The 26,396-nt window shown below is 57.7% G+C and carries 26 protein-coding genes; 14 read left to right on the top strand and 12 right to left on the bottom strand.

Annotated elements, in window-relative coordinates; all coding sequences use genetic code 11:
- Positions 1-93: 93 nt before the first annotated feature.
- The 3 genes from MWU49_RS00350 to MWU49_RS00340 form a co-directional block, all read right to left on the bottom strand.
- Entirely contained in the window at positions 94-795 is a 702-nt protein-coding gene (locus MWU49_RS00350) for a polysaccharide lyase family 7 protein (protein ID WP_246966803.1), read from the bottom strand.
- Positions 796-1,149: 354 nt separating this feature from the next.
- A complete protein-coding gene (locus MWU49_RS00345; RefSeq protein ID WP_246966801.1) occupies positions 1,150-2,028 on the bottom strand; it encodes a polysaccharide lyase family 7 protein in 879 nt (292 codons plus the stop codon).
- A 484-nt stretch (positions 2,029-2,512) separates the two neighbouring features.
- Positions 2,513-3,199 (bottom strand): Crp/Fnr family transcriptional regulator, encoded by a 687-nt coding sequence (locus tag MWU49_RS00340; protein ID WP_246966799.1) that lies wholly within the window; start codon positions 3,197-3,199, stop codon positions 2,513-2,515.
- A 116-nt stretch (positions 3,200-3,315) separates the two neighbouring features.
- Between MWU49_RS00340 and MWU49_RS00335 the strand changes: the two genes are divergently transcribed.
- The 4 genes from MWU49_RS00335 (at position 3,316) to MWU49_RS00320 (ending at position 8,983) form a co-directional block, all read left to right on the top strand.
- On the top strand, positions 3,316-4,101 hold the full coding sequence (locus MWU49_RS00335) for a class II aldolase/adducin family protein (RefSeq protein WP_246966798.1): 786 nt from the start codon (positions 3,316-3,318) through the stop codon (positions 4,099-4,101).
- Between the two features lie 34 nt (positions 4,102-4,135).
- The gene (locus tag MWU49_RS00330; RefSeq protein ID WP_246966797.1) at positions 4,136-4,732 is read left to right on the top strand and encodes an HD domain-containing protein; all 597 of its coding nucleotides are present in this window, start codon (positions 4,136-4,138) and stop codon (positions 4,730-4,732) included.
- Between the two features lie 620 nt (positions 4,733-5,352).
- The gene (locus tag MWU49_RS00325) at positions 5,353-6,711 is read left to right on the top strand and encodes an oxygenase MpaB family protein (RefSeq protein ID WP_246966796.1); all 1,359 of its coding nucleotides are present in this window, start codon (positions 5,353-5,355) and stop codon (positions 6,709-6,711) included.
- A gap of 544 nt (positions 6,712-7,255) precedes the next feature.
- Complete coding sequence (locus MWU49_RS00320) at positions 7,256-8,983, top strand: GAF domain-containing protein (RefSeq protein ID WP_246966795.1); 1,728 nt, start codon at positions 7,256-7,258, stop codon at positions 8,981-8,983.
- 33 nt (positions 8,984-9,016) lie between these two features.
- Here MWU49_RS00320 and MWU49_RS00315 read toward each other — a convergent pair whose 3' ends face one another.
- From MWU49_RS00315 to MWU49_RS00305, 3 genes are all read right to left on the bottom strand, one after another.
- Positions 9,017-9,814, bottom strand: a complete 798-nt coding sequence (locus MWU49_RS00315) for a class III extradiol ring-cleavage dioxygenase (RefSeq protein WP_246966794.1) — start codon at positions 9,812-9,814, stop codon at positions 9,017-9,019.
- A gap of 93 nt (positions 9,815-9,907) precedes the next feature.
- A complete protein-coding gene (locus MWU49_RS00310) occupies positions 9,908-10,132 on the bottom strand; it encodes a hypothetical protein (protein WP_246966793.1) in 225 nt (74 codons plus the stop codon).
- Positions 10,133-10,490: 358 nt separating this feature from the next.
- A complete protein-coding gene (locus MWU49_RS00305; RefSeq protein WP_246966792.1) occupies positions 10,491-11,246 on the bottom strand; it encodes an enhanced serine sensitivity protein SseB C-terminal domain-containing protein in 756 nt (251 codons plus the stop codon).
- A 270-nt stretch (positions 11,247-11,516) separates the two neighbouring features.
- Between MWU49_RS00305 and MWU49_RS00300 the strand changes: the two genes are divergently transcribed.
- A complete protein-coding gene (locus tag MWU49_RS00300; protein ID WP_246966791.1) occupies positions 11,517-12,275 on the top strand; it encodes a glucose 1-dehydrogenase in 759 nt (252 codons plus the stop codon).
- A 41-nt stretch (positions 12,276-12,316) separates the two neighbouring features.
- Here the strand turns inward: MWU49_RS00300 and MWU49_RS00295 are convergent, their stop codons facing one another.
- From MWU49_RS00295 to MWU49_RS00275, 5 genes are all read right to left on the bottom strand, one after another.
- Positions 12,317-12,670, bottom strand: a complete 354-nt coding sequence (locus tag MWU49_RS00295; protein WP_246966789.1) for a DUF2834 domain-containing protein — start codon at positions 12,668-12,670, stop codon at positions 12,317-12,319.
- Positions 12,671-12,812: 142 nt separating this feature from the next.
- On the bottom strand, positions 12,813-13,178 hold the full coding sequence (locus MWU49_RS00290) for a hypothetical protein (protein ID WP_246966787.1): 366 nt from the start codon (positions 13,176-13,178) through the stop codon (positions 12,813-12,815).
- Positions 13,179-13,342: 164 nt separating this feature from the next.
- Positions 13,343-13,930, bottom strand: a complete 588-nt coding sequence (locus MWU49_RS00285) for a hypothetical protein (protein ID WP_246966786.1) — start codon at positions 13,928-13,930, stop codon at positions 13,343-13,345.
- 68 nt (positions 13,931-13,998) lie between these two features.
- Entirely contained in the window at positions 13,999-14,616 is a 618-nt protein-coding gene (locus tag MWU49_RS00280) for an alpha/beta hydrolase (protein WP_281501978.1), read from the bottom strand.
- A gap of 74 nt (positions 14,617-14,690) precedes the next feature.
- Positions 14,691-15,815, bottom strand: coding sequence for an aminotransferase class V-fold PLP-dependent enzyme (locus MWU49_RS00275; protein WP_246966782.1), 1,125 nt, complete (start codon positions 15,813-15,815; stop codon positions 14,691-14,693).
- Between the two features lie 328 nt (positions 15,816-16,143).
- On the opposite strand from MWU49_RS00275, the gene rsxA reads away from it, so the two are divergent.
- From rsxA to MWU49_RS00245, 6 genes are all read left to right on the top strand, one after another.
- Entirely contained in the window at positions 16,144-16,728 is a 585-nt protein-coding gene (gene rsxA / locus MWU49_RS00270) for an electron transport complex subunit RsxA (RefSeq protein ID WP_246966780.1), read from the top strand.
- Positions 16,729-16,870: 142 nt separating this feature from the next.
- Positions 16,871-17,455 (top strand): electron transport complex subunit RsxB, encoded by a 585-nt coding sequence (gene rsxB, locus MWU49_RS00265; RefSeq protein ID WP_246966778.1) that lies wholly within the window; start codon positions 16,871-16,873, stop codon positions 17,453-17,455.
- A 163-nt stretch (positions 17,456-17,618) separates the two neighbouring features.
- On the top strand, positions 17,619-20,468 hold the full coding sequence (rsxC, locus tag MWU49_RS00260) for an electron transport complex subunit RsxC (RefSeq protein ID WP_246966776.1): 2,850 nt from the start codon (positions 17,619-17,621) through the stop codon (positions 20,466-20,468).
- 79 nt (positions 20,469-20,547) lie between these two features.
- Complete coding sequence (gene rsxD, locus MWU49_RS00255; RefSeq protein ID WP_246966774.1) at positions 20,548-21,573, top strand: electron transport complex subunit RsxD; 1,026 nt, start codon at positions 20,548-20,550, stop codon at positions 21,571-21,573.
- Positions 21,570-22,220 (top strand): electron transport complex subunit RsxG, encoded by a 651-nt coding sequence (gene rsxG, locus MWU49_RS00250; RefSeq protein ID WP_348646681.1) that lies wholly within the window; start codon positions 21,570-21,572, stop codon positions 22,218-22,220. Before rsxD ends, rsxG begins: the two co-directional genes overlap by 4 nt.
- Positions 22,213-22,926 carry an electron transport complex subunit E gene (locus MWU49_RS00245; RefSeq protein WP_246966772.1) on the top strand — a complete coding sequence of 238 codons (714 nt, stop codon included), beginning with the start codon at positions 22,213-22,215 and terminating at the stop codon, positions 22,924-22,926. Before rsxG ends, MWU49_RS00245 begins: the two co-directional genes overlap by 8 nt.
- 315 nt (positions 22,927-23,241) lie before the next feature.
- Here the strand turns inward: MWU49_RS00245 and MWU49_RS00240 are convergent, their stop codons facing one another.
- On the bottom strand, positions 23,242-23,673 hold the full coding sequence (locus MWU49_RS00240) for a hypothetical protein (protein WP_246966771.1): 432 nt from the start codon (positions 23,671-23,673) through the stop codon (positions 23,242-23,244).
- 262 nt (positions 23,674-23,935) lie between these two features.
- On the opposite strand from MWU49_RS00240, the gene MWU49_RS00235 reads away from it, so the two are divergent.
- The 3 genes from MWU49_RS00235 to MWU49_RS00225 all read left to right on the top strand — a co-directional run bounded on the left by MWU49_RS00235 (position 23,936) and on the right by MWU49_RS00225 (position 25,798).
- Positions 23,936-24,472, top strand: a complete 537-nt coding sequence (locus MWU49_RS00235) for a glycine zipper 2TM domain-containing protein (protein WP_246966770.1) — start codon at positions 23,936-23,938, stop codon at positions 24,470-24,472.
- Positions 24,473-24,690: 218 nt separating this feature from the next.
- Positions 24,691-25,329 carry an endonuclease III gene (nth, locus tag MWU49_RS00230; RefSeq protein WP_246966769.1) on the top strand — a complete coding sequence of 213 codons (639 nt, stop codon included), beginning with the start codon at positions 24,691-24,693 and terminating at the stop codon, positions 25,327-25,329.
- A 37-nt stretch (positions 25,330-25,366) separates the two neighbouring features.
- A complete protein-coding gene (locus tag MWU49_RS00225) occupies positions 25,367-25,798 on the top strand; it encodes a DUF3617 family protein (protein ID WP_246966768.1) in 432 nt (143 codons plus the stop codon).
- Positions 25,799-26,396 lie beyond the last annotated feature (598 nt).

The following is a 26,396-nucleotide window of genomic DNA, read 5'->3' as shown; positions in this document are numbered from 1 at the left end:
GGAGGGGAAAGGCGTTGTTTGCTCGCCAACGCCCGCTTCAAGACCATACATTGCCTTCCGGCCTGGCCATTTCCCGCCCATCCACAATGAGCCCTATTTACTCTCGAAGGTCAGCTCCCTGACCCCCATCTTGGCCTCGCCATAATCCGCATCACCACCCGAGGCGTACAAACCGACCTTGAAATAGCAGTGGTAATCGGCCCAATCCGCTACATTTTCCACGTGAACCAGGGTCCCATCGATGCCGATCTGGACCTGGTAATTGTTGACCCGAATGGTGGCCTGAAAATCCTCATCCGGGCGCGGCCCCAGCGGTACCCGCTTGTAACCGCTACTCTTGTGATGGATAACCGCGAACAGATAATCCTTATAGACTCCGCCCTTGTGCTCACGGCGGCGCTCCAGGGTCAACCGTAGGGGCGGCGTCACCGAACTCGAAGACTTGCGATGCAGTTGCATCCAGGTCACTTCGTCCAGATCCGTTTCCAGAAGGCGCACCTGAGCCTGCATCTGACGCCAGCCAGATACTGACCATTCCGGAAACTGACGCAGTTCTGAGCGCACCTTGTCTTTACCACTGCGCTCCACATCAAAAACCTGATAGTCAGAATAGCGATAGTAGTAATGGCTTTGTGGGTCGTCATGCAGGGTGTTTGAGGAAGTCACCTTCCAGATCTTTTCATCACCCACTTCATACTGCAGCTCGCTGTAGGAAAGCGCATCGCCCAGAAAACTGGCCGACACAGGGCTGATAAAAAACAATATTGCCAACGCTGGCGTATTCAGGAAGTTCATCGAATATCTCGTCGTAATTCTCACATCTTAAGGATGGCGGCGATTGTGCATTTGCCAGCCCATTCTTCATCCCGGGAATTCACAACGTGATGACAGACAGTGAAAAAGCAGTCTTGGGGAATAAAAAAAAGATGCATTGGTCACCGACATCTATAACCAACCATAAGCAAATTTATACCCATCAGAAGACAAAGCCCGGCCAGCCTGACGCATTCCCCCTGCTTTTTCCTCTGCTTTTGACTTTCCTCGTAGCTCGTAATTAAAAACATTTCGCTCCGCCACCGGCCAAAAAGAAAAGGCGCATGCCCCCATGCGCCTTTTCCCTGTGTTGCCAAGCTGGCCAGCGATGCCCTTTCAGCCCTCGATATTGAATTCGAGGCTGGACATCCCTACCCGCGCCTGACCTTCCGCCGCGGTACTGCCTGACAGGTACAGCCCCGCCTTGAAGTAGCAGTTATAATCGCCCCAGTCGGACACATTTTCCACATGCAGCAGGGTGTCATTGATGGTGATGAACACCTGGTGATTGTAGGCACGCAGCTCCGCCACCATGTCCCCATCCGGACGCGGCATCAGCGGCACTTTCTTGTATCCGCCATCTTCATGGTAAAAAACCGCCACCAGATAGTCCGTATATACCTTGCCGCCAATGGATTGTGACTTTGCCCACGTCAACCGCAGTGGCGGCTTGACGGAGTAGTATTCCTTGCGATGCAGCTGCATCCAGGTGTATTCGTTGAGGGGCGAAGATTCCAGTCGCAGGGTGCCCTTCATGCTGTTTTCGTTGGCCACACTCCATTCCGGGTACTGGCGCAATTCAGAACGTTTCTTGGGTTTTCCTTCCCGCGTCAGATCATAGACCAGGTACTGATCCTTGAAGTAGAAATAGTCGGTTTCGGGAAACTTCAGCAGCTCATCAGTGCCAGTGGTTTCCTTGCCGATCACGCCATCAGTAACTTCATACTGAAGCACACTGGCAGAGAAGCTGGGAATGAAGGATTCCTTGAAGCTTTTCAGGTCGAACACCGGGGCTTCTGTCTCGCTGGTGCTACCGGTCTCGCTCCCGGTATCCAGACTGTCGCCGCCGCTGTCGGTTTCCTTGCTGATCTCAGTAGAAGTGTCGTAGCTGCTACCGGTGTCTTTTTCAGTTATGGCCGAAGGGGTATCTGATCCACCACAACCAATAACATTAAGGGTAAAAATAAAAACCAGAGTTTTATATAAAGAACACATCTTTTATTCCTGATTATTCTCCTTATGCCAATTGAGACAGCACCTCCCTGATGACTGCCCGTGGACGTTAAGAATTTATTCGTAGTCCTCAACGGTTGAAGAAAATGCTAACGGCCAGAAAAATCAGGATCTACGGGGTTTTCGTTAAAATGTGACGCAAACCGTCTAATGAATTCAACTTAAAACCTGTCAACGGTTTTTCAGTACGGTTTCGCTATATGAGGGAAAGAAAAGAAAATTTTAGCTGATTAAAAATAGCCAAAGGTATTAATTGATAGCGTATAAAAATGTTTTTAGGGATTATTTTTGTTAGCCGCAGGTATTAGTTATAGAAGGGTATTGGACGCCTCAGGTGGGATACAGAGGTTGACGCCCGTCATCATTGTCAGGCTTGGCGGCTAGGCATGGAGAAAAATCATTATAGCTTCTCGGCTAACTGCGTGCCGCTCACTTGAAGGCATTCAGCTACCTTGCGCAGCGTATCTCAATCCGGCGCGGTGGCCAGGAACGCTGCCAGTGCCGCTTCATCCGTCACCGTAATACAGCCATAACCGAGTTCCACCAGTCCCTCATCTGCAAACCGTTTGAGGGTCTTGTGAACGCCTTGCCGGGTCATACCCATCATGTTGGCAATATGCTCCCGGGTCAGCGCGATGGTCACCGGCCCATGACCGGCAGCCCCTCCCCCCCGTTGCATATCACACAGAAACAACAGGCGTCGACCGATGCGGGCGAGCGTGCCACGCAAGGCATCTTCTTCGATCAGTGTCATGGCGGACCACAGCCGCCTGCTGATGCAATCCAGCACCACCGGGTAACTTTGCGGATAGCGCGCCATCAGATCGCGAAAGTAATCCCCCGGCAATTCCACGATCTCCGCCTTGGTATGGGCCGTGGCGCCATATACACGGTCCGCCCCCGGGGCAAAAACCGCATCCCCCACCCAGGCGCCCTGATCCAGCACGATCAGCATGGCCTCCCGCCCCTCGGCATTGACCGAGTGGATACGCACCATGCCACTGGCAATCACACACAACCAGACCTGCGGCTCCCCCTTTTCATACACCGCTTCATCCCGCTGAAACCGGCGCAGCCGGGCGTGAGAGGCAGCCTCCGAAATGGCCTCCTCGGGAAAACCCGCAAACAGCGGGCAGTCTTTTAACACTTTCACCACGTCATTCATTGCTCAATTGTAAACCTGTTGACAGTGTTGCCAAGCATCACGGGCCTACACTCAGAAAACAGGACCCCAATACCAATAAAGATAACGACAACGGAGAGCGAACCATGAACAGCACAGTGCAATTGGATCCGCGCAGCATCCCATCCCGCCAGAGCCAGGTCAGCGCGGAAGAGTGGCAACTACGCGTCGATCTGGCCGCGGCCTACCGCCTGGTAGCCCTGTACGGCTGGGACGAACTCATCTTCACCCATCTCTCAGCGCGTATTCCGGGTGAGGAGCACCACTTCCTGATCAATCCTTTCGGCATGATGTTTGATGAAATCACCGCTTCCAGCCTGGTGCGCGTCGATCAGGAGGGCAACAAGCTCGACCCGAATGATTTCGATATCAACCCGGCTGGCTTCACCATCCACAGCGCCGTCCATGCTGTTCGTGAAGATGCTCACTGCGTGATGCACACCCACACCACCGAAGGGGTTGCCGTCTCTGCACAACAGGATGGTCTGCTGGCGCTGTCCCAGCAAAGTCTGTTCCCGCTGTCCAACCTGTCCTACCACGACTATGAGGGCGTCGCCCTGCGTGAGGATGAAAAGGCACGTCTGCAAGCAGATCTCGGTACAACCAACTTCATGATCCTGCGCAACCATGGCCTGCTGACCGTGGGCAGCACCGTGGCAGACACTTTCCTGAACATGTTCATCCTGCAACGCGCCTGCGAAATCCAGGTGGCAACGCTGGCGGGTAACCGTGCATTGACGCCGATCCCTGATGGCATTGTGGACACCATCAAGCAACAGGCTGATCAGGTCACAAAAGGCATGGGTGGCAAGCTGGCATGGCCGGGACTGCTGCGCAAACTGGACCGCGTGAACCCGGGCTACGCCGACTGATCGTTACCTGGAACATTATTTCGGGAGAGCAATAATGAATGACATGAGCCAACCCCGTGCTGACTTTCAGCACATGAAAGATGGCACTGCCGAAGACTGGAAAATCATTGCCGACAGCTTTGGTGAATTCCGCCATGGCCTCGCCGACCGCATCATGGATCACCTGCGCCTGCTGCAGGGCGATTTCGGTGGCTTCCAGATCGACCGTTTCCAGCACTGCCTGCAGACCGCTACCCTGGCCCACCGTGATGGCAAGGATGACGAATACGTGGTCTGCGCCCTGCTCCACGATATCGGTGACACCCTGGGTACCTACAACCATGCAGACGTTGCCGCGGTGCTGCTGGAGCCCTTCGTGAGCGAAGCCAACCACTGGATGGTCAAGCATCACGCCATTTTCCAGGGCTATTACTTCTTCCACTACCTGGGCATGGATCGCAACCTGCGCGACAACTACAAGGATCACCCGCACTTCAAGCAGACCGTGGAATTCGTCAGCAAGTACGATGCCCCCGCGTTTCAGCCGGAAGGCGAGATACTGCCACTTGAGTACTTCGAGCCCATGCTGCGCAAGGTGTTTTCTGAACCGCGCAAGTCGCTTTACAAGGCGGCGATGGAAGCTCAGGAATAGAAGCGAGTTTCGAGTTTCGAGTTTCGAGTTTCGAGTTTCGAAAATCAAAAACGGCCTGGGCCTTACGGTCCAGGCATTTTTCTTGGGCGCTCTGCGCTGCATCACGCTTCACGTTTCACGCAACATGCGAAAGGCAAGCGGGGAAGGGAGACATTGTGGGAGCGTGCTTGCACGCGAAGCGGTTTTGGTCGAGCCAGGGGAATGCTTCGTTTGCAAGCCAACTCACGATTCGAACAGCGTCTCTGGAATCCATACCTCGCTTAGGCTCGGATCGCGAGCAGGCTCGTTATTCGCTCCGCTCACCCTGCGGGCCGCACTACGTGCGTTACTCCGCTACGCTACGTTCCTACAGCTGCTACGTAGAAAGGCTGAAAACCCGGGAACTTTTCGGGTTTCTTTATCCAAGCAAGCGTAGCTTGTAGCTTGTAGCTTGTAGCTTGTAGCTTGTAGCTCGTAGCTCGTAGCTCGCCTCTCAACATTCCCCTTCCCCGTGTTTCCTTTTCTGAGTCATTCCGCGCCAAAAACCCACCCGTTCCCAAGGCGTCAGTTTCGGCTCTTGCCCGGCAGCAGGGTAAACGCTATGTATTACCTTAAATGACCGTATTCACTACGAGGTCCACATGGCTACATCACTGGATGCACTCTGGGAAAAAGTGCGCGCCCAGAAAACCCTGATTCCATCCCTTTACGGTGACATCGATTTTGATGCCACCCCAGAGCGATTTACCGACGACATGGCAGTTCGTAGCAGCCTGCCGAGCAAGTTTGCCGGCAAGTACCGCCCCGGTATTCTGGAAGACAAGGAAAAGGTGGAACGTGCCCGTGCTTACACCCTTTTGGGTGACACGGTAGCCGACGCCTATGCTGCCCTGATGCCGCAATACGGTTTCAGGAACCTGATCACCATGCTCAAGAAGGCCTGCGATGAAGGGCTGGATGCGGTGGAAGGTGCCCCGCAGGAACTGAAGGACTTTATTCATGCCATGGAAGACACCCCGGACTGGGTAGACATGGATCTGGTCCGTGAAGGCGCCCGTCTGAGCCGCAACCAGATGGCCAACCTGGCGCCATGGATTATCCGTGGCGCCTTTGTCGCCACGTTCATGAACAAGTACTCCGGCCTGCCCATGGCCATCACCGGCACCCTGGGCAACGAGTCCGTCAACCAGCGCATCAATGAAACTTCCAGCTTCTTCACCACCGCCACCTTGCCCGGTGCGCTGGAGCGTTTTGGGCCCGGCTTCAAGGCGGCGGCCATGGTGCGGCTGATGCACTCCATGGTGCGCTTCAACATTCTCAAGCGCTCCACTCCTGATAAGGGCGGTCCCTGGGATCCCGCCGTCTATGGCATTCCGATTCCCCAGGTGGACCAGATGCCCGCCGGCACGATGCCTGCCTACCTGACGGCCTTCAAGGCCATGCGCAAGGGGCGCAGCAAATTTACCGCCAATGAAAGGGCCATCGTCGAGCTGTCCCGCTATCAGTGCTTCCTGCTCGGTCTACCGGAAGACCTGTTGCCGGCCAACGCACAGGACATCATCGATACCATGCTGACCTACTCCGGCACCCTGCGCGAAGGCTACGATAACGACACCTGCGGGGGCCTGACCCGCGCCACCATGTCCGTGTACCGGCCCAAGGACAAGACCCTGCTCAGCAAGGTGCACAACATGGTGGAGCGTAGCTACTCCAAAGTGTTCTTTACCGAAGCCTTTCTCGGCCGCAAGGACAAGTCCAAGGCAAGGGAAATGGGCGTCGAGCCGCATCTGTTCGATTATGCCCTGTTCACCGTGGGTAACTTCTTCGTATTACCTCGCCTCACGGCGTTCCGGATTCTTCAGGACATCCCCATCGCCAACAAGATCGCTGACCGGATTCTGGTCAAGCGCATCAAGGAGCTGCTGGTAGAATACGGCCACGCCGAATACACCACCGACGCCAGCGAATACGCCCCCCCCGGAGAGAAAAGCGCCGCCTGATCTTTTACCGGAAGCAAAGGTGATTTCACCACAGAGGTCACAGCGTTCACTGAGAATAACCATTTCCAATCCTGGTGAGCGCTGTGGTTTCTTTGGTGAATCTCGTGGTGTTTTTTTTGGCGTTATTGAAATGTCAGCGGAGATGCTAACAGCGTCTCTGGAATCCATACCTCGCTTAGGCTCGGATCGCCATGCAAGCATGGGTTATTCGCTTCGCTCACCCTTCGGGCCGCACTACGTGCGTTACTCCGCTACGCTACGTTCCTACATGGTGCACAGGTTATCTGCTTGCGCCGAAATCAACGATCTGGAAGTCTTTTCCATTCTTCGTAAAAGCCGGGAACTTTTCGGCCTTTCTTATTCCAATCAAGCGTAGCTTGTAGCTTGTAGCTTGTAGCTTGTAGCTTGTAGCTTGTAGCTTGTAGCTTGTAGCTTGTAGCTCGTAGCTGTCAGCTCACAGCTCCCCTCCTCGTTCCACGAACCGTAATCCAACTGTCACACAAGCTTCTTAAAATGCAGTTTTTTACTCATGAGAAGCGCCACCATGCACCGCACTTTCCGCTTTCGCTTGTCCATCAAGCAGGGATTGTGGCTGCTGGCAGCCGGAATCGCTGCCGCGCTGGCAATGATCTGGCTACTGGATCAGCACTACCAGCGACGCATCACGGAAGACACAGCCCTGCAATCCCTGACCGTGGATCTGAGCCGCCAGCTCCAGACCCTGCGCCAGCAGATGGATGACTTCGCCAGCTCGCGACAAATGCGCCATGCAGACAGCTTTCGCAGGGATTTTTCGCAACTGGCACAGCAGCACCAGCAACTGATCCAGCACCTCAGCCAGGCAGGCTTTGATGCCACCGACATGATCGCAGCCGGCCAGCAGTTCCAGCAGGTAAAAGCCGATTTTGAGGCAGTGGTAGCCAAGCAGACCGAGATCGGACTTGATCGCCATCAAGGGCATTCCGGTGAGCTCAACGCCGCAGCAGAACGCGTTCTTGATGTGGTCAAATCGCACCCGGAACTAGCTGTTGCGCTGCTGCAATTACGCCAGCACGAAAAGGACTTCTTGCTCTATCGAGACGAGCGCGCCATTAACCAGTTCATGGTTGCCCTCTCACATTTCCGCGGCAAGATCTTCATGTCGGACCTGAGTAATCAGGTGCAGGCTGCCACCCAGCAATCCCTGCGTGCCTACACTGCCAGCTTCAACACCATGGCCCAACTGCAACGGGAAATCGGGCTGACCGCCGACACCGGGCTGACCGGAAAATTGAACGACGCCGCCAGTCAGGCAGAGCAACATTTCCTGGCAGTGGCCAGGCAACTCAACATCCACCTGCAAGAACGTCTTGGTGACGCGCGCATCCAGAGCACGGCCTCCATCATCGCCATCATGTTGCTGGTGCTGGTTTCGCTGGCACTATTCATCCGCCAGCTTAACCGTCACTTCAGCCATGCCCAGGCGACGGCACAGCAACTTCGCGAAGGTAATCTGGATACCGCCATTGGTGATGTGCCGGGTAACGAGATCGGCGACCTGCTCTACGCTCTGGAAGACATGCGCATAAACCTGCTGGAAAAAGGTGAAGCCATGGCCCGTGAGCATCATACCCAGGCGCTCATGTCGGAACTGGGGAGCGTGCTGCAGGGCGTCAAGAATACCGATGCACTGTGCGAGCAGGTGATTCGCTTTTTATGCAACACCTTCAAGGCCCATATCGGCACGCTCCATATCCATCGCAATGGGCAGTTGCAGTGCCGTGCCAGCTACGGCATCGCCGATCTGAGTCAGCGTGATAACACGCTGGCCATGGGCGAAGGAATCGTGGGGCAGTGCGCCAGGGACAGAAAGCAGCGTACGCTGCATAACCTGCCCACGGATTATCTGCTGATTACCACCGGCAGCGTCAGCGCCCGTCCTGGCAGCCTGCTGGTGACCCCGCTGATCTGGAACGAGCAGGTTTATGGTGTCGTCGAAATGGCCGCCGCCGGAGCCTTGCCTGACAACACAGCCCCCTTCTTGCAACACGCCAGCGAAGCCATCGCCATCGCGTTGAACACCGCACTGGTGAATGCCGATCTGGCCACCATGCTTCGCGAAAGCCAGCAGCAGGCCGAACGTCTCCGGGCATCCGAGGAAGAGCTGCAATCTCAGCAGGAAGAGTTGCGGGTGATGAATGAAGAACTGGAGAACCAGACCGAGCTGCTGCACCGCCGTACCCGGGAACTGGAAAATGAACAGCGGGACAGCCGCTATGCGGTCAGCCACTGAAGTGGACGACCGCATCTCGCTAGCCGTGCGTACCTAGCGCCACAAATACATGCTGGCGTGACGCTCAACGATCTCCAGCCTGAAGGACTGTGTACAGGCTTTACCGGCCAGGCCATAACACACATGTAGCGGCATCAGGTGCTCTTCTCTCGGGTGGCAAAAACCCGCACCCGGAGCCAGGGCCCAGTCTGCCAGGCGCTGACGCCGCTCGCTTTCCGGCATGTCAGCCGTACAGGTTTCCTGCAGCCAGTCCTCGAATTGACGGTTGAGGCTCTCCGCCTCCGCCGTACGCATGCCAAAGAACGCGCGCATATTGTGGAAAGAAAAGCCGGAGCCAATCACCAGAACATTCTTGTCAGCCAGGGGCTTGAGTGCTTCCCCCAGGCGCAGATGGGATTCCGGATCCAGGGAATTGAGCAACGACAGCTGGATACAGGGAATATCTGCCTGCGGATACATCAGTTTTAACGGCACAAACAGGCCGTGGTCCAGCCCGCGGGTGTCATCGGCCCTTGCCTCGATGCCCTGCTGTTGCAATGCCGCCAGCACCTCGGCCGCCAGCGTCGGCTCACCGGGGCAAGGATAGGTCACACTGTAGGCTGCGTCAGGGAAACCGTAATAGTCATAGATCAGGTCTGGTTTGGCCGACGTAGTGACACTGGCCACAGCCTCTTCCCAGTGGGCACTCACCACGACAATGGCCTCAGGCCGGGGAAGTTGCCCGGCAATCTCCTGCAGACAAGCCACCATCTCGGTATGGCCGGGATCCCCCAGCAAGGGCATCGGCCCACCACCATGGGAAAGAAACAGCACACTGGCTCCCTGCGTCACGACGACCTCCTGAGTGGATTGCTTTGAGAGAAGGCTATGCCGGAAACGTCATCAAACGCCAGCGCTAACCTCTGTCAATTCGATGTTTTGCTATCAGCGATTGCCGGGAATCAGGATCACCGTGCCGCAAAGCCGGCACCGACAGGCCTGATGCCAAATACCGTTACCCAGAATTCGTTCCTTGCCGGCACAGGGGGACGCCGCGCGGAAATACAAATGGCTCAGTCGCCTTCGCCACGGCATTAACAGTGACCACAGGGAAAGTGGCGCCGCCACGGTCCCCGGTGTCATGGGTTCTTCACAGCTGGGGCACTGCATAAGCAACTCCTTTGCGTATCTGCAGGCGTCAAAAAATGTGGTTCATTGCGGCATTACGTCAACACAACGCCCTTTGGGTTTTCCTGCCCGGTGATAACGTCCTCTCTCTACGCCAGACGCTCGACGCCTGATGCCGGGAAGAACATTCTCCACAACGTAGAGTGTTCTGCCTGACTGCTATCCCGATAACGGGTAAAGGAAGCGCAGCCGCAGGCTATGACCCTGTGTTGTGACTTTATCGTCAGGCGTCTGGCTTCTGGCATCCCGCGACCTCTGAGCTGGATCAGGACGGGGCATTCACTCATCACCCCTTCCCGCTAATCCGCGATAAACCATAACTTACGCCGTCAATCCATCATCAGTGAGGCGTCACCTTGTCGGCAACCCGGTAAAACGCCTGATTTTCCAGCATATAACCTGCCACACCGGCGGCCCCCTGCTCCACAATCACGAAATCCACTGGCTGACCTTCCGGTGCGGTATCTACCACAACGGAACCTGCCTCACGCATGGGCTGTTGCAGGTCTTCGCCTTGAAAACCGACCACCAGCGTCGGAATCTCGCTCTCTTCGGGGTTATGCATCAGACACATGTAAGCGGCGCTGACAGAGGGATGCTCAGGCAATAGCTTGCACAGGGCATCCACCATGGCCTGGGGATACTCCGCAGGCTGACCCAGCATCACCCGGGTCTCCTTTTCCACCACCCGGCGCTGTGGCTGTTGATTCATGCCGGTTTCCAGCAGGGCTTCCACCTCATGGGGGGTGAACTCCTTGCCATAATCGGATTTCGGGTTCAGAAACAGCGTGGCACCCCGGGTCATTTCGAACAGGCTTTGCGCTGGCAGGCACAGATAACCGGTCTCGCTGTCGATGGCCATTTGCAGGGCTTCCAGATGGGTAAAGAACGGAATCACGGCTGTCCCATCTGCCTTTTCCCAGTTAGCCAGGGACACATTATCCCCTGGCGCAAGTGACTGCCTTCCGCTGGCCCCGGATGCGGCCCCGGTGTGACCAATGACAAACACCTCCGAATCCATCAGCGCCTTGTAAAAAGCGGGGCGTTTGGCGGCTTCATGGGCGGCATCGATCAGGGCAGCATGGAGAGAGTTCATTCATGTCTCTTCTGGGCAGGTTTAGCGGATTCACGGGCAAACAGGCCAGCGGATCTCGAACGGTGTTCATTTTGTTCAAAAGCCCTGCCCCTGTCTGTAAGCCATTGCCTACAGATCAGCACTGACCGACTAAATTTCAGCCTTTATCCATTACTTTTCACTCAGCGGGTGCCAATCTCTTGCCGCACATCAAGTTTTTTGGGGTGAAGCGGCGTAGAGTCGAAGGTATCGCTTGAGAGTACACACTTGATAGGACACATGGAGGTTGTCATGTTCAGTGAATCTGCCGTTGCCCTGGTCAGCGGTTCCGCCACCGGCATTGGCTATGCCGTTGCCGAAGCCTTCGCCCGTGCGGGCTGCAATCTGATTCTGACCGACAAGGATGCTGCCCGAGGCGAAAACAGCGCCGATGCCCTGCGTGAAATCACCGGGCGGGACATTCTGTTTGTCAGTGCTGATGTGAGTGACCCGGAGGATGTGACGGAATTGCACCGCCGCGGCTTCGCTCACTTCGGCCGACTCGATGCCGCCTGTAACAATGCCGGCATTGAAGGCGCCCAGGCCCCTACCGCGGACTGCCCGCTGGACAACTTTGACCGCACCCTGGCCACCAATCTGCGCGGTGTCTTCCTGTGTATGCAGACTCAATTGGGCCTGATGGCAGAACAGGGCCACGGCGCCATCGTCAACATGGCCTCCGTGGCGGGCCTGGTGGGCTTTCCCGGGTTGCCGGCTTACTGCGCCTCAAAAGGTGGCGTGGTGCAGCTCACCCGCACCGCCGCACTGGAATATGCCGAACAGAATATTCGCGTCAATGCCGTCTGCCCCGGTGCCATCAAGACCGAAATGATTGATCGTATTACCGGTGAAACGCCCGACATGGAGGCCCAGTTCGCGGCCCTGCATCCCATGAACCGCATGGGCAAACCGGAGGAGATTGCCAACGCAGTAGTGTGGCTGGCCTCACCGCTGGCCAGCTTTGTCACCGGACAGGCGCTGGCCGTGGATGGCGGGATGACGGCACGGTAGACGCTGGATGCCGGACGTCTGACGCGCAAATGCCCGATAAATCAGGCGTCTCGCCCCCGGCGTGCCGCGATGGCTTTTTGCCTGGCAATCAGGAACACCGGAAACATGACCGCAATGGCGATCATCCCGGACAGCAGGATATAGACCCACACATGGCGTACCCCGACCCGTCGGGCTTCATGCACCATGAAGATAAAGGCCGAAACACACAACAGCAGGATATCGTTGGCGATGGACGCCGCCGCATGGTTCACATACAGCGCTTCGACAAAGGGAATCAGTGACAAGCTGCCGGTCTCCATCGCGAAGGCAATGTTGTTGCTCCAGGTCGCCACCAGCGCGATCATTGCAATAGCGCCATAGCCCCAGCACAGCATCCTTTCATTCTTGTTCATCGGATCTCCCACAGTGAGCAATACGAGTCAAAAGCGTAAACACCCGGCAGCGGAAGCTCCAAGCCCGGAATAAAAAGAGAATTGACGATTTCAGACAGGATGAAAAACGGCTTCACCTGGTCCCGCAAGGGTGGAAAACCTGCTACAGCCCCAGGTATGCCGCAATCAGAAACGCATCCCCCTGCCCTTCCTGCTTGCCAAAATAACTCACCGGGTCCCGCTCGCCATCTTCAATGGAACCGGCCTCGCAATCGAAACCATATTGCTTCGCGAGATCATTGAACAACGTCACCAGGGGCTTGAGATCGGCCTTTTTCTTGATCGGCTGACTGATTCCCAGCTGCCAATCTTCCAGTTCGTCGGACTCACAGTCGTTGATCAGCGAGGCGGCCTCATTCTCGTCCACAAACGCCTGCAGCGCCGCCTGTACATCAGGCATATTGCGCTTGAGCTTCTTTTCCTGTTTTTCATCCAGGCCGTCGCAGGCCACGAGGAGGTATACGAGCATGGGGGCATCCGGGGTTAAGACTGAGCCGCTACTTTACCACACCAGCGCCTGACACTTTCATTGCAAGGCGGCGAATCACAGTACTGTGGACGGTCGTGGAGGCGACACGGCAGACGGGCAGGACAAACGGAAGAGTGCAGCTGCTGTCAGCCAGATAGCCGCCGTCACATCCCCAACACCTGCGCTTCCAGCACCTGGATATTCTCTGTCATCACCGCGATCAGCATCAGCTGGTCGGAAGGAGTGAACTCTTCGAAGTGCTCCCCCAGCTGCGCAAAGTAGACGAACTCCAGCAGATGCTCCGCGTAAATCACGCAGATGTCGTTATGTTTCATGTCGCAGAAGTCGATCATCTCTGCCACCGTGTTGAATCCCTCCACGTGGCGCCAGAACAGGGTTTTCTTGTCTTCACGACGGGCACCGGTGATCAGATCCTGGGTCAAGGCCCACTGGCTTAGCCTGTCACTCTCGGCCTTGTTGCCACGTTTCTTTTCCAGCCATGCCAGCAACAGCATCGCCTTGCAGGCCGCCTCCGCCCGCTCCCGGCGGGATCGCTCCAGCGGGATTTTTTCCGCATAGCCACGCAGGATGTCACAGGCTTCATCGGTACGCCCGGTGACCGCCAGCCAGGTGCAAAGCAGATTTGCTTCTTCAATGGTGGCGGATTGGGTCGGTTTGAATTTGTTCCTGACCGACATCTTTTTACGGCGAAGAAAGGCGTTATCCGCCTCTTTATCGACAATACTCAGCATCAGTTCCCCTCCTATTCCCCAATAAGATGATGCGGTATAGCTGTTATTCTGTGCTTTTTTTCTCTGCGCTAAACAAAGGCTCCGCTGGCCAGAAAGGCTTTCACCTGCTCAATCACCACCTTGTTCTGCATCATGAACGGATGCGTCACCGGCAGTACCCGATGATCAGCCATGCCTTCTACTTTGGTTCGCTCCACCGTGACCTTGCCATCATTGGGCCCCGGCAACAGGGTGGAAAGCAGGAAGTTGATGGTCTGGTCGCCTGCAATGATACCGAGCGGAAAATCCACTGCACCAAGCTGAATCGGCAGGCTGCTGGCGCTGGTGCCCATCTGGCTGCCGGCTGGGCCGTTGACCCAGCGGAACGGCGCCCAACTGCCCAGCCGGTCCACCACTTCACTGCCCTGGTTGGGTGGGCCCAGCATGACGGTGCGGCCAAGGCGAGGCAGCGCATTCTCACGGAGGTACTGGCGCAACAAAATCCCGCCCATGGAATGGGTCACAAAATGAATGCTGCCCTGATCCGGGCAACGGGCCAGCGCTTTCGGCAAAGTCTGTGCAGCCAGCTCGGGAATGGAATAACGGGTGGACGGATAACCCTGATTGATCACGATATAACCGCTCTCGCTCAGCGCCCTCTCCATCTTCTTCATGGCCCGCGCAGTTCGCGCGAGGCCATGAAGCAAGACAACAGCGTCACCGTTTCTTGTTGATTTATTGCCTTTCGCTGTCAAGGATCAACTGTCCACTATCAACGGATTCACAACTGGTCCAGCGCCTGTCTCAATCGCGCTACTGCCGCATCCACATCGCCCAGCTTGTCGAGCCCGAACAGCCCAACCCGGAAGGTCTTGAAATCGGCCGGTTCGTCACACATGAGAGGCACACCGCCTGCCGTCTGCATGCCCAGCTTCACGAAGGCCGCGCCACTCTTGATGGCATCGTCAGAGGTATAGGACACCACCACCCCGGGTGCCTCGAAACCCGGCGCAGCCACGCTGGCAAAACCACGCTCGGCCAGCAGATCACGCACCGCCATGCCCAGCTTCCACTGCCGTTCCTTCACTGCCGTCAGGCCTTCGCTGATCGTTTCCATCATGGTGTCACGGAAGCCGCGCAGGGCATCGGTGGGCATGGTGGCATGGTAGGCATGACCGCCATTTTCGTAGGCGACCATGATGTCACGCCATTTGCGCAGATCCGCCGCAAAGCTGGTAGAGATGGTCTCCTGAAGCCGCTGATCCGCCGCCTCACTCATCATCACGAGAGCACTACAGGGAGATGAACTCCAGCCCTTTTGCGGCGCACTGATCAGCACATCCACGCCAATGGCCTTCATGTCTACCCAGATGGTGCCGGAGGCAATGCAGTCCAGCACGAACAAGCCACCAACGCTATGTACAGCCTCGGCCACCTGCTTCAGGTAAGCATCGGGGAGAATAATGCCGGAAGCGGTTTCCACATGGGGGGCAAAGACCACACCGGGTTTTTCCGCCTTGATGGCAGCCACTACCTCATCAATGGGGGCCGGAGCAAAGGGTGCATTGGGGCTATCGTCAACAGGGCGAGCCTTGAGCACCGTCTCGGATGCCGGAATCTTGCCCATCTCGAATATCTGGCTCCAGCGGAAGCTGAAGAAGCCGTTGCGAATCACCAGGCAATGCTGGCCCGTGGCGAACTGGCGAGCCACCGCTTCCATACCGAAACTGCCGCCACCCGGCACCACGGTCACCGTCGCGGCGTTGTACACCTTTTTCAGGTTGTCAGAGATATCCCGCATCACCTGCTGGAATTGCTGGGACATATGGTTCAGCGAACGGTCCGTGAATACCACGGAATATTCCAGCAATCCGTCTCGGTCAAAATCGCGGGGCAAGTCTGTCACGGGTGTGCTCTCCTGGCTGCGCGCCAACAAAAAAGCCGGCGCTTTCTGATCTTGACCTCTCTGGATACTGGATTGCTACAGCAAGCGCAAGCACGGGCAAGCCGCCTGGTGGTAAAATGCACAGCCTGCGGGTGTCTGGGGTCAATGTGGCACCCATGGTCAAAACGCTAAGCTTATGCATTATCATTCTTGAGCCTGATTGGGGGCTCGCGCATACTATGCGGCCCTGAAAATCCGTTAAGCTATTGTTTGCGCTTGAGTTTCGTGTTGGCGCCCGGCTTGTTACGGACATTTTCGTCACCGCGTTTATCCCGCGAGCAAAGGTGAAATGACCGAATACGTCCTGATATTGATCAGCGCAGTGCTGGTTAACAACTTTGTTCTGGTGCAGTTCCTGGGGCTGTGTCCGTTCATGGGGGTTTCGAACAAGATCGAAACGGCCATGGGCATGTCACTGGCCACCACCTTTGTTCTGACCCTGTCTTCCGTGCTCTCCTACCTGACCTGGGCCTACATTCTGGTGCCCTTCGAGCTGGAGTATCTGCGCACCATCAGCTTTATTCTGGTGATCGCGGTGTCGGTGCAATTCACCGAAATGTTCGTCAAGAAAGCCAGCCCGCTGCTGTACCGGGTACTGGGCGTATTTCTGCCCCTGATTACTTCCAACTGCGCCGTGCTCGGTGTGGCTCTGCTCAATGTCCGCCAGGAAGATGCCACCTTCATGTCATCGCTGACCTACGGCTTCGGTGCGGCCCTGGGCTTCTCACTGGTACTGGTGCTCTTCGCCGCCATGCGCGAGCGCATCGCCGTGGCCGATGTACCGGAAGCCTTCCGCGGCCCCAGCATCGGCCTGATCACCGCCGGCCTGATGTCACTGGCCTTTATGGGATTCTCGGGGCTGATCAAGCTATGAAAGTTGTACGCCAGACGCTGGATGCCAGACGCCTGATGCTGGCTCGGAGCCTTCTGCCAACCCTCGTGCCTCAGCTGACACGCACTGATGCTTTGCGTCAGGCGTCAGGCGTCAGGCATCCGGCTGCATGCGGAGCATGCCAATGACTGCCGTATTGATTGCTGTTGCTGCCCTGCTGGGACTGGCCGCTGTATTCGGCGCGATTCTTGGTTTCGCTTCCGAAAAGTTCAAGGTGGAAGGCGATCCCATCGTTGAACAGATCGACAGCCTGCTGCCACAAACCCAGTGCGGCCAGTGCGGCCATCCGGGCTGTCGCCCCTACGCCGAAGCCATTGCCGAAGGTGAAGAGCACAACCGCTGTCCGCCCGGTGGCCAGGACACGGTGGATGCGCTCACCGACTTGCTCGGTCGGGATGAATTGACTCTGGATGACGACGGTGCCGAAGACGCCGACGTGGCCAAGGTGGCCTACATCCGTGAAGACGAGTGTATCGGCTGTACAAAATGCATTCAGGCCTGTCCGGTGGATGCCATTGTCGGCGCCGCCAAGCTGATGCACACCGTGATCGTGGATGAATGCACCGGTTGCGATCTTTGCGTGGAACCCTGCCCCGTGGACTGTATCGACATCGTGCCCGTGAAACCGACCCTGCAGACCTGGGGCTGGAACCGCCCGGCAGGTATTGGCCAACGCCCGGACAGCCGCATCGAGGTGGTGAATTTATGAGACGCTGCACGCAACACGCATCATGCAACACGCCCAGCCCGTGCAGCCTGCCAGCCGTGAACCACATCACCGGGGGCTGGAAATGACTCAGATGGAAGGCGCAAAAACTTCAAAACCGAAGTCGATTTTTGCGCGTCTGGCGTTTGGCGTCCGGCGTCCAGCGATGATTAATGATTTCCATGGCGGGATTCATCCGCCGGAAATGAAGCATCTGTCCAACGGTACCGAGATTGCCGCGGGTCCCCTGCCCACCCAGCTGGTGTTGCCGCTGAACATGCATATTGGCGCGCCGGCCAAGCCGCTGGTAGAACCCGGTGACCGGGTGCTCAAGGGGCAGATGATTGCCGAACCGGCGGGTGCCGTCAGCGCGGCCATTCATGCGCCGACTTCCGGCACCGTTAGCGCCATTGGCCCCCGCCCCATTCAGCACCCCTCAGGAATGGACGCCATCTGTATCGTCATCGACACCGACGGCAAGGATGAGTGGGTCGCCCACAGCGGCATCAGCGACTATACCGAACACAGCCCCGGCGAGCTGGTGGATATCATCCGTCATGCCGGTATTGCGGGCATGGGCGGCGCCGGCTTCCCGACCAGCATCAAGGTCAATCTGGGTGACCACCAACGGGTGGAAGAACTGGTCATCAACGCAGTGGAGTGCGAGCCCTATATCACCGCCGATGATCGCCTCATGCGCGAGCGTGCTGCCGAGATCATCACCGGTATCCACATCCTCCAGTATCTGCTCAACCCGCGCCGCACCCTGCTCGGCATCGAGGATAACAAGCCCGAAGCCATCAAGGCCCTGAAGCAAGCCTGCAAGGGCTGTGATATCGAAATCCGGGTGGTACCCACCAAATACCCCTCCGGCGGTGAGAAACAGTTGATTCAGCTGGTCACCGGCAAGGAAGTAAAGAGCGGCCAGCTGCCCGCCCAGGTGGGTGTGGTATGCCAGAACGTAGGCACCGCCTACGCGATCAAGCGCGCGGTAATGCATGGCGAACCGCTGATTCAGCGCATCACCACCCTCACCGGCGAAAGTGTCGCCAACCCCGGCAATTATGAAGTGCTGATTGGCACCCCGGTCAGTGACCTGCTGCATCACGGCGGTGTGGACGCGCAAAACCTGGGTCGGCTGGTCATGGGCGGGCCGATGATGGGCTTCACCCTGCACAACCCGGGTGTGCCGCTGGTAAAAACTACCAACTGCATTATTGCCGCCACCGCGGAAGAGTTACCCGAGCCCCCGCCGGAACAGCCCTGTATCCGCTGTGGTTCATGCGCCGAAGTGTGCCCCGCCAACCTGCTGCCCCAGCAGCTCTACTGGCATGCCAAGAATGACGATCTGGAAAAGGCCCAGCACCACAACCTGATGGACTGCATCGAATGTGGCGCCTGTGCCTATGTTTGCCCCAGTCATATCCCGCTGGTGCAGTACTACCGCTACGCCAAGGGCGCGGTGCGCCAGCAAGCCGCCGACCAGCTGAAAGCCGACAAGGCCCGTCTGCGTTTCGAGGCTCGCCAAGCCCGCATCGAGGCCGAAAAGGCGGAGAAAGAAGCCCGTCGCCAGGCCCGCCTGGAAGCCAACCGCAAGAAGAAGGAAGCGGCTGCGGCTCCATCGGTGGATACCGCGGCGCTCAAGCAGGCTTCCCTGGAAGCCTCCAAGGCCTACAAGGCGGCAGTGAAGGCTGCCAAGGCCGCCGATGCGGACGGCGCAGCCAATGCCAGCGAATTGAAGGCCGAAGCCGATCGCCTCAAGGAAATCGCCGACAAGGCCAAGGCCGCCGTGCGAGAGGCCGGCAGTGCCGCCCCTGCCGCGGCCCCGGCAGAAGACATTGTTGGCAAGCTGAAGAAACAGGTGGGGGATGCCTCCTCGGCCTACAAGACAGCGGTCAAAGCGGCCAAGGAAGCGGAAGCCAATGGCGACGACAATGCTGCCGAGTTACGCAGCAAGGCTGATGAACTGAAAGCCAACGCCGACAACCTCAAGGCAGAATTGCGCGATGCCAAGGCCAATGCGCCTGCAGCCGCACCAGCTGCCCCACAGGTTGATCCGGTGGCCGAACTGAAGAAACAGGTCGGCGACGCCTCTTCCGCCTACAAGGCAGCGGTCAAAGCGGCCAAGGAAGCGGAAGCCAACGGCGACGATAACGCGGCCGAGCTGCGTAGCCAGGCCGACGCACTGAAAGCGACGGCGGACCAGCTCAAGGCCGAGCTGCGCGACGCCAAGGCCAATGCGCCCGCCACCCCGCCGCCCGCACCTGCGGCTGCTCCCGTCGATCCAATGGCCGAGCTGAAGAAGAAAGTCGGAGAGGTGTCTTCGGCCTACAAGGCCGCTGTGAAGGCCGCCAAAGAAGCAGAAGAAAGCGATGCCGACAACGCCACTGAATTGCGCGCAGAGGCGGATCGCTTGAAAGCTGAGGCAGATCACTGGAAAGCCGAACTCCGTGAAGCCAAGGCGTCGGCCCCTGCCACGCCGAAAGCACCACCAGTGCCCACCGATTCGCCCGCGGTGCCGGAAGCCACCGCGCCCCAGGCGCTGGCCGCCGTGGACCCGGCAGCAGCAGCCAAGCGGCAGAAACGTCTTAAAGGCCTGAAGACGGCCTATAACATGGCGCACAAGCAGTACAAGGAAGCCCATGCCGCCTTTGAGCGGGCGGAGCGCAAGGAAGAAGTGACCGCCGATGAGCTGAACGCCATGCAACTGAAAGTGGACAAGCTCAAACACAAGGCCGACATCGCCCGCGATGCCCTGGACGCCCTGATCGAAGAAGCCAAGGCCGATATCCGTGCCCACACCGGCAAGGATCTGAAGACCCTCAAGCTGGAAGCGGCCCGGGCAGAAAGTGCCCTGGCGGACAAGAAGATCGAACTGGAAAAACTGGGCAGCAGCAGCACAGAGGACACCCTCGAAGCCCTGCAGTCCGAACTGAAAGCACTGGAAGCGGAAGCCCAGATCGCCCGCAAGGCACTCAAGCAAGCCGTGGAAGAACAGGGGTTGGTGGAGGAATGAGTAAACACCTGATGCTGGACGCCGGACGCCTGACGCGCCCCTTTAGCCCCTTTGCGAATATTGCGCGCGGAGTGTGCCAATGAGCCTGATTACCTCCACTTCGCCCCACGCTTCGGTGAAGAACAACACCGGCGCCTTCATGCGTCAGGTGATATACGCCACATTGCCCGGGCTGGCGGTACTGACCTGGCAATTCGGCTGGGGCACCGTGATCAATGTACTCTGGGCCGTGGTCGTGGCGCTGGTCTGCGAAGGCCTGTTCCTGAAGGCCCGTGGCCGCAACGTGACCTTCTATCTGAAAGATTACAGTGCCGTCCTCACCGCCGTGCTGCTGGGCCTCGCCCTGCCGCCCACCGCCCCCTGGTGGCTGACGCTGGTAGGGGTGGGCTTTGCCATCATCGTTGCCAAGCAGCTGTATGGTGGTCTGGGCATGAACCCGTTCAATCCGGCCATGATCGGCTATGTGCTGCTGCTGATTTCCTTCCCGGTGGCCATGACCCAGTGGATCGCTCCCGGTGAAGCGCCCTCCTTCACGCAAAGCCTGCAGTTGTTTGCCGGCCAGTTGCCGGTGGACGGGCTCAGCGGCGCCACCCCGCTGGACACCTTCCGCACCTGGGCAGGCAATGAAAGCGAACTGGCCAGCCACGGCATCCTCCACGGCGACATCGCCGGGCAGGGCTGGGAATGGGTCAACCTGGCGTTCCTGCTGGGCGGCCTCTACCTGATCAGCCGCAAGATCATCACCTGGCATATCCCTGCCGGCTTCCTGGCAGGCCTTTCCCTGCCCGCCTTTATCGCCTGGCAGATTGACCCGGTGCGTTTTGCCGATCCGCTGTTCCACCTGCTCTCCGGTGGCGCCATGCTCGGGGCGTTTTTCATCGCCACCGATCCGGTCAGCGCAGCCACCAGCCGCATGGGCCGTCTGGTCTATGCATTGCTGATTGGGGTACTGATCTGGGTAATTCGCAGCTTCGGCGGCTATCCCGATGCGGTTGCGTTCTCGGTGCTGTTGTTGAACCTGTGCGCCCCCTTTATCGATTACTACACCCAGCCGCGAACCTACGGTCATAACAAGCCCAACCGCGGCGCAGGGGGTGCGAAATGATGATGCGCCAGGCCATTACCAAAAACGCGGTGATCCTCAGCCTGTTTGCCATTGGCACCGCCGCCACGCTGGCCATCACCAACGAGCTGACCATTGGCAAGGTGGAATGCAATCGTCAGCAGGCGCTGATGAATTCCCTCAACGAAGTGATGCCCCAGCACCAGCACGACAATGACCTGCTAGCCGACCGTCTCACCGTCACTGATCCGTTGCTGGGCCGAAGCGAGCAGCATGTCTACCGGGCCCGGCTCAACGGCCAGGCCAGCGGCGCGGTACTGGAAGCCACCGCCCCCGATGGTTACGGTGGCAATATTGCCCTGATCGTGGGCGTGAATGCAGAAGGCACTGTCAGCGGTGTGCGCATCGTGCCGCCGCACAACGAAACCCCGGGTCTGGGTGACAATATCGAAACCAAAAAGTCCGACTGGATCTACAGCTTCGATGGACGCTCCCTGAACAACCCGGCCGACACTGGCTGGGCCGTGAAGAAAGACGGTGGCGAGTTCGACAGTTTCACCGGGGCCACCATTACCCCCCGTGCCGTGGTCGGCGCGGTGCATCGTGCCCTGCAATATTTCGACGCCAACCGCGACAGTCTGTTTGCGGCAGATGCTGAAACCGTTGCGGCGGAGGTCTGTGATGAGTGATGTAAATTATCGCAAGATAAGCATGGACGGCCTGTGGAATAACAACCCGGCCACCGTACAGATTCTTGGCCTTTGTCCACTGCTGGCCGTGACCGGTTCTGTAGTCAACGCTCTGGGTCTTGGCCTTGCCACCCTGGTAGTGCTGGTGGGCTCCAACGTGTGTGTGTCCCTGATCCGCAACTACGTCACCGATGCCGTGCGTCTGCCCGCCTTCGTGATGATCATCGCGGCCATGACCACGGTAATCGAGATGCTGATGCAGGCGTTCACCTTCGAGCTGTACGAGATCCTTGGCATCTTCATCCCATTGATCGTGACCAACTGTACCGTGCTGGGCCGCGCCGACGCCTTTGCCAGCAAGAACCCGATCCTGCCCTCCGCGGTGGATGGCTTCATGATGGGGCTGGGTTTCCTGGTGATTCTGTTGATCCTCGGCGGCATGCGCGAACTGGTGGGCCAGGGCACCCTGTTCACCAACATGCAGCTGCTGTTCGGCCCCATGGCCGCCAACTGGCAACTCAACGTGATCGACAACTACGGCGGCTTCCTGCTCGCCATCCTGCCCCCCGGCGCCTTCATCGGCCTGGGCCTGATCATTGCCGGCAAGAACGTGATCGACAAGCGCCTGAAAGAAATCCAGAAAGCCAAGGCCAGCGATGAGCCGAAGGTGAGTCGACGGGTACGGACTACAGGTAAGGTCAGTTAAAAGCAGCTACAAGTTTCAAGCTTCAAGCTACAAAGCGCGATGGTGCCGGGTGTGACCGCTCGCGCCCTGCCCGCGCAGAGGCTCTTTGCCGAGCACAAAGACTTCAGCCATCCATTATATAGCGATGCTTTTGCAGGAGATTCAGCTTGCTGAATCTCCTGCAGGTCTTCTCCGCTGAATAAAGAAGAAGGTTCTTCATGGTCCAGGGCCGCGGGCATGGCCTGTCAGTTTTCGATCTCGCCATCCCGCGCCTTGCAGCTTGAAGCTTGTAGCTTGCTACTCATCGCCAACAGGCTGGCTCCTACAGCAACACTCTTACAGCACAGTCCCCGCCACCAGCAACGCCACTGCCATCAGCCCGTGGGGCAGAAACACATGGCGCATGCCGAGGATTCGCAGCAACTCACGGGTGCCCCCGGCGCGGCGGCTTTTCTCCCAGCTGTAGGCGGTCTGGAACGGTGCGATCTCGTCTACTTCACCGCGGAAGTGCGCCTCGATCTTTTCGATACGGGCATAATGCGCCGCCTGAAAGGCTTTCCAGTGCCCTTCCACCAGCCAGAACATGAGACTGCCGAATACGCCTACCCAGAGCATGCCGGGGCGATCGAAAAAGGCACCGGAACCCGCGAGAATGCCCGCCAGCGTCACACTCCATGCCTTGATGGTCAGTGACTTCTGGTCAAAGGAATCGATCAGGTTGGTAAGATGAAAATATTCAGCTTCCAGCTGCTGGTCTTGTTGTGACACCGGTGAATTCTCCCCTGGAGATCAGAAAGGCTGATCAAACCCTGCCATTTAACCTGATCCCCTTTCAGGAAACAAAATTGCACAGCCACATCCCCCAACAGGCCCTAACCTTGGCCTTACCCGGTTTTAGCGTCAGGCATCCGGCCTCCAGCGTCAGGCGTCTTATTGAACACCCCAATTAACATTCTTTTGCATCTCTCTCAGAACCAAATCAGGTATCACCCACTCCAAACGTGAAATAACAGAATTCAGGAGATTCACCATGAAAAGCATTGCTGTAGCGACTCTCAGCCTTGCAGGCGCCGTAGCCATTGCCGGTGCCGGCTATGGTGCCTGGCGTGTCACCACCCCGCCCACTTCCGGCTTTGCCACTGTGACCAAGGTGGAACCCATCGTGAAGCGCTGGCAGGAACCCCGCGAAACCTGTCAGGACATCACCGTCACACACCAGAAACCGGTGAAGGACCAGCACCGGGTGACCGGTAGTGTGGTCGGCGCTGTGATTGGCGGAGTAATCGGCCACCAGTTTGGTGGCGGCAGCGGCAAGGATGCTGCCACCGCCGGTGGCGCCATTGCGGGCGGCATTGCCGGCAACCAGATCCAGAAAGGCATGCAAGAGAAAAACACCTACACCACCACCGAACAGCACTGTAATACGGTGATGGAAAACCGCAGCCGCACGGAAGGCTACGATGTAACCTACGTCTTCAACGAAGTGGAAGAGACCATTCGCATGGACAAGAAACCCGGCGAGCGTCTTCGCATTGAAGAAGGTCAGGTAGTCATGGCCCAGAAGTAGAAAGAAGCAAGTTTCAAGCTACAGGTTGCAAGGCGCGGGCAAAGCCATGGGAATTTTCCAGGCCCTGCCCGCGCTTCAAGCATGGTGCGCGACATCCAGCTCCAGGAAACGTAAAGACACTCATCCGCGTTGTAACTTGAAACTTGTAACTTGCCCCTGTGCCACCCTGCCCGATCCCCCCAGATCCGCTATACTCCTCGCGAACTCAGGACTAGATCATGAATCGCGAGAAACGTACTGAAATTTTTACCCGCCTGCGGGACCAGAACCCTCATCCCACCACAGAACTGGAATACAGTTCGGACTTCGAGTTGCTGGTGGCCGTGGTGCTATCTGCACAAGCCACGGACGTGGGCGTCAACAAGGCCACCGCAAAACTGTACCCGGTGGCCAACACCCCGGAAGCCATCTATGCCCTTGGCCTGGACGGACTGAAGCAGTACATCAAGACGATTGGACTGTTCAATTCCAAGGCCGAGAACATCATCCAGCTGTGCAAGATGCTGATCGATCAGCACGACAGCCAGGTACCCCGTACCCGTGAAGAACTGGAAGCGCTGCCCGGCGTCGGCCGCAAGACCGCCAATGTGGTGCTTAACACTGCCTATGGTTATCCCACCATGGCCGTCGACACCCATATCTTCCGGGTATCCAACCGAACTCGCATTGCACCGGGTAAAAATGTGCTGGAAGTCGAAAAACGGCTGGTCCGGCTGGTACCGGAAGAGTTTCTGCGCGATGCTCACCACTGGCTGATTCTGCACGGCCGCTATGTCTGTACCGCCCGCAAGCCCAAATGCAGCGAGTGCCTGATAGCTGACCTGTGCGAGTTCCCGCCCAGTAAACGCACGGCCTGATACTGATCAGGCCGCCAACATATCGAAAGGATTCGTCATGAAAAAAGTGCCCGCCCTGCTCTCTGCCCTGCTCATGTTCGCCCCCATCGCGCAGGCAGGCGAGATGGCCCCTGGTCTGTGGGACCTGACCATCAATCTCGATGCCCCTGGCATCCCCGAACAGATGCGTACCCAGAAGCAGAAAGACTGCCTCAGTGTTGAAGATGCCAAGGATCCGGAAGCCTCACTGCGTAAAAGTTGGGAAGAAGACAGCTGCAGTGACACAGACCTCAAGAAAAGCGGCAACACCCTCAGCTGGAGTGCCAACTGCAACATTCCGGGCACCCAGTCGCGGACTCAGGTCACCGGCAAGATGGTCATGCACAACAGCAAGCACTACACCTCTGAAATGACCATGAAAGGTAACAACCACCAGATGAAGACCGTGGTTGAAGGCAAGTGGGCGGCTTCTGAGTGCACGGGCAAGTAAGTTTGCTCCACTGCTCTGCCGGGACGCGCTGTACTCCCATAGAGGGTGAATGCCACGCTTCACAAGGGGAAGCGCAGGAGGGCTCCTACAGATACCCGCCCACGCTTCTGCAATGTGAACTCACCAATGCCATCAGCCCGGCATCTTCCCCGTTAGAGTGAGTCGAGGAACGGAAGGATCTGGCGGCGTAGAGCAAAAAACCTGTCTGAGCGGAGCGAGTCTTTTTTGCGTCCGCCAGATCCTGAGTACCGGAGTGTGCCCGCGGAGCGGGTCGAACGGAGTCGGGGTGGCGGGGAGTCCAGAGGGGGAGCCAGCTCCCCCTTTGGGCCCGTCCGGCGAGGACAAACAGCTTTATCGGTGCGATGAAACTGCAGGCCAGCTTTAGCCTGCCAGGCACGTGCCACTTTCACCGCAGGTTTGCACTTCGACTGGTGTTATTTGCTTCGCTCACCCTTCGGCTCGCACGCAGGTTCCTGCAGTTCGAACAGCGTCTCTGGTACCCATACCTCGCTTAGGCTCGGATCGCTTGCAGGCAAGCTCCCACAGCGGCTTCGTAGAAACAATGAAATCCGGGAACTTTTCAGGGTTTTCCCATCAA

It is taken from the genome of Alcanivorax sp. S6407, assembly GCF_023016115.1.
Classification (GTDB): domain Bacteria; phylum Pseudomonadota; class Gammaproteobacteria; order Pseudomonadales; family Alcanivoracaceae; genus Alcanivorax.
This window is presented reverse-complemented; position numbering and strand designations above follow the sequence as displayed.

Bases quoted from the DNA above. Each gene is read 5' to 3' on its own strand.
- MWU49_RS00350 (WP_246966803.1), bottom strand. From the start codon at position 795: ATGAACTTCCTGAATACGCCAGCGTTGGCAATATTGTTTTTTATCAGC.
- MWU49_RS00345 (WP_246966801.1), bottom strand. From the start codon at position 2,028: ATGTGTTCTTTATATAAAACTCTGGTTTTTATTTTTACCCTTAATGTT.
- MWU49_RS00335 (WP_246966798.1), top strand. From the start codon at position 3,316: ATGAACAGCACAGTGCAATTGGATCCGCGCAGCATCCCATCCCGCCAG.
- MWU49_RS00330 (WP_246966797.1), top strand. From the start codon at position 4,136: ATGAATGACATGAGCCAACCCCGTGCTGACTTTCAGCACATGAAAGAT.
- MWU49_RS00325 (WP_246966796.1), top strand. From the start codon at position 5,353: ATGGCTACATCACTGGATGCACTCTGGGAAAAAGTGCGCGCCCAGAAA.
- MWU49_RS00320 (WP_246966795.1), top strand. From the start codon at position 7,256: ATGCACCGCACTTTCCGCTTTCGCTTGTCCATCAAGCAGGGATTGTGG.
- MWU49_RS00310 (WP_246966793.1), bottom strand. From the start codon at position 10,132: ATGCAGTGCCCCAGCTGTGAAGAACCCATGACACCGGGGACCGTGGCG.
- MWU49_RS00305 (WP_246966792.1), bottom strand. From the start codon at position 11,246: ATGAACTCTCTCCATGCTGCCCTGATCGATGCCGCCCATGAAGCCGCC.
- MWU49_RS00300 (WP_246966791.1), top strand. From the start codon at position 11,517: ATGTTCAGTGAATCTGCCGTTGCCCTGGTCAGCGGTTCCGCCACCGGC.
- MWU49_RS00295 (WP_246966789.1), bottom strand. From the start codon at position 12,670: ATGAACAAGAATGAAAGGATGCTGTGCTGGGGCTATGGCGCTATTGCA.
- MWU49_RS00290 (WP_246966787.1), bottom strand. From the start codon at position 13,178: ATGCTCGTATACCTCCTCGTGGCCTGCGACGGCCTGGATGAAAAACAG.
- MWU49_RS00285 (WP_246966786.1), bottom strand. From the start codon at position 13,930: ATGCTGAGTATTGTCGATAAAGAGGCGGATAACGCCTTTCTTCGCCGT.
- rsxA (WP_246966780.1), top strand. From the start codon at position 16,144: ATGACCGAATACGTCCTGATATTGATCAGCGCAGTGCTGGTTAACAAC.
- rsxB (WP_246966778.1), top strand. From the start codon at position 16,871: ATGACTGCCGTATTGATTGCTGTTGCTGCCCTGCTGGGACTGGCCGCT.
- rsxC (WP_246966776.1), top strand. From the start codon at position 17,619: ATGATTAATGATTTCCATGGCGGGATTCATCCGCCGGAAATGAAGCAT.
- rsxD (WP_246966774.1), top strand. From the start codon at position 20,548: ATGAGCCTGATTACCTCCACTTCGCCCCACGCTTCGGTGAAGAACAAC.
- rsxG (WP_348646681.1), top strand. From the start codon at position 21,570: ATGATGATGCGCCAGGCCATTACCAAAAACGCGGTGATCCTCAGCCTG.
- MWU49_RS00245 (WP_246966772.1), top strand. From the start codon at position 22,213: ATGAGTGATGTAAATTATCGCAAGATAAGCATGGACGGCCTGTGGAAT.
- MWU49_RS00235 (WP_246966770.1), top strand. From the start codon at position 23,936: ATGAAAAGCATTGCTGTAGCGACTCTCAGCCTTGCAGGCGCCGTAGCC.
- nth (WP_246966769.1), top strand. From the start codon at position 24,691: ATGAATCGCGAGAAACGTACTGAAATTTTTACCCGCCTGCGGGACCAG.
- MWU49_RS00225 (WP_246966768.1), top strand. From the start codon at position 25,367: ATGAAAAAAGTGCCCGCCCTGCTCTCTGCCCTGCTCATGTTCGCCCCC.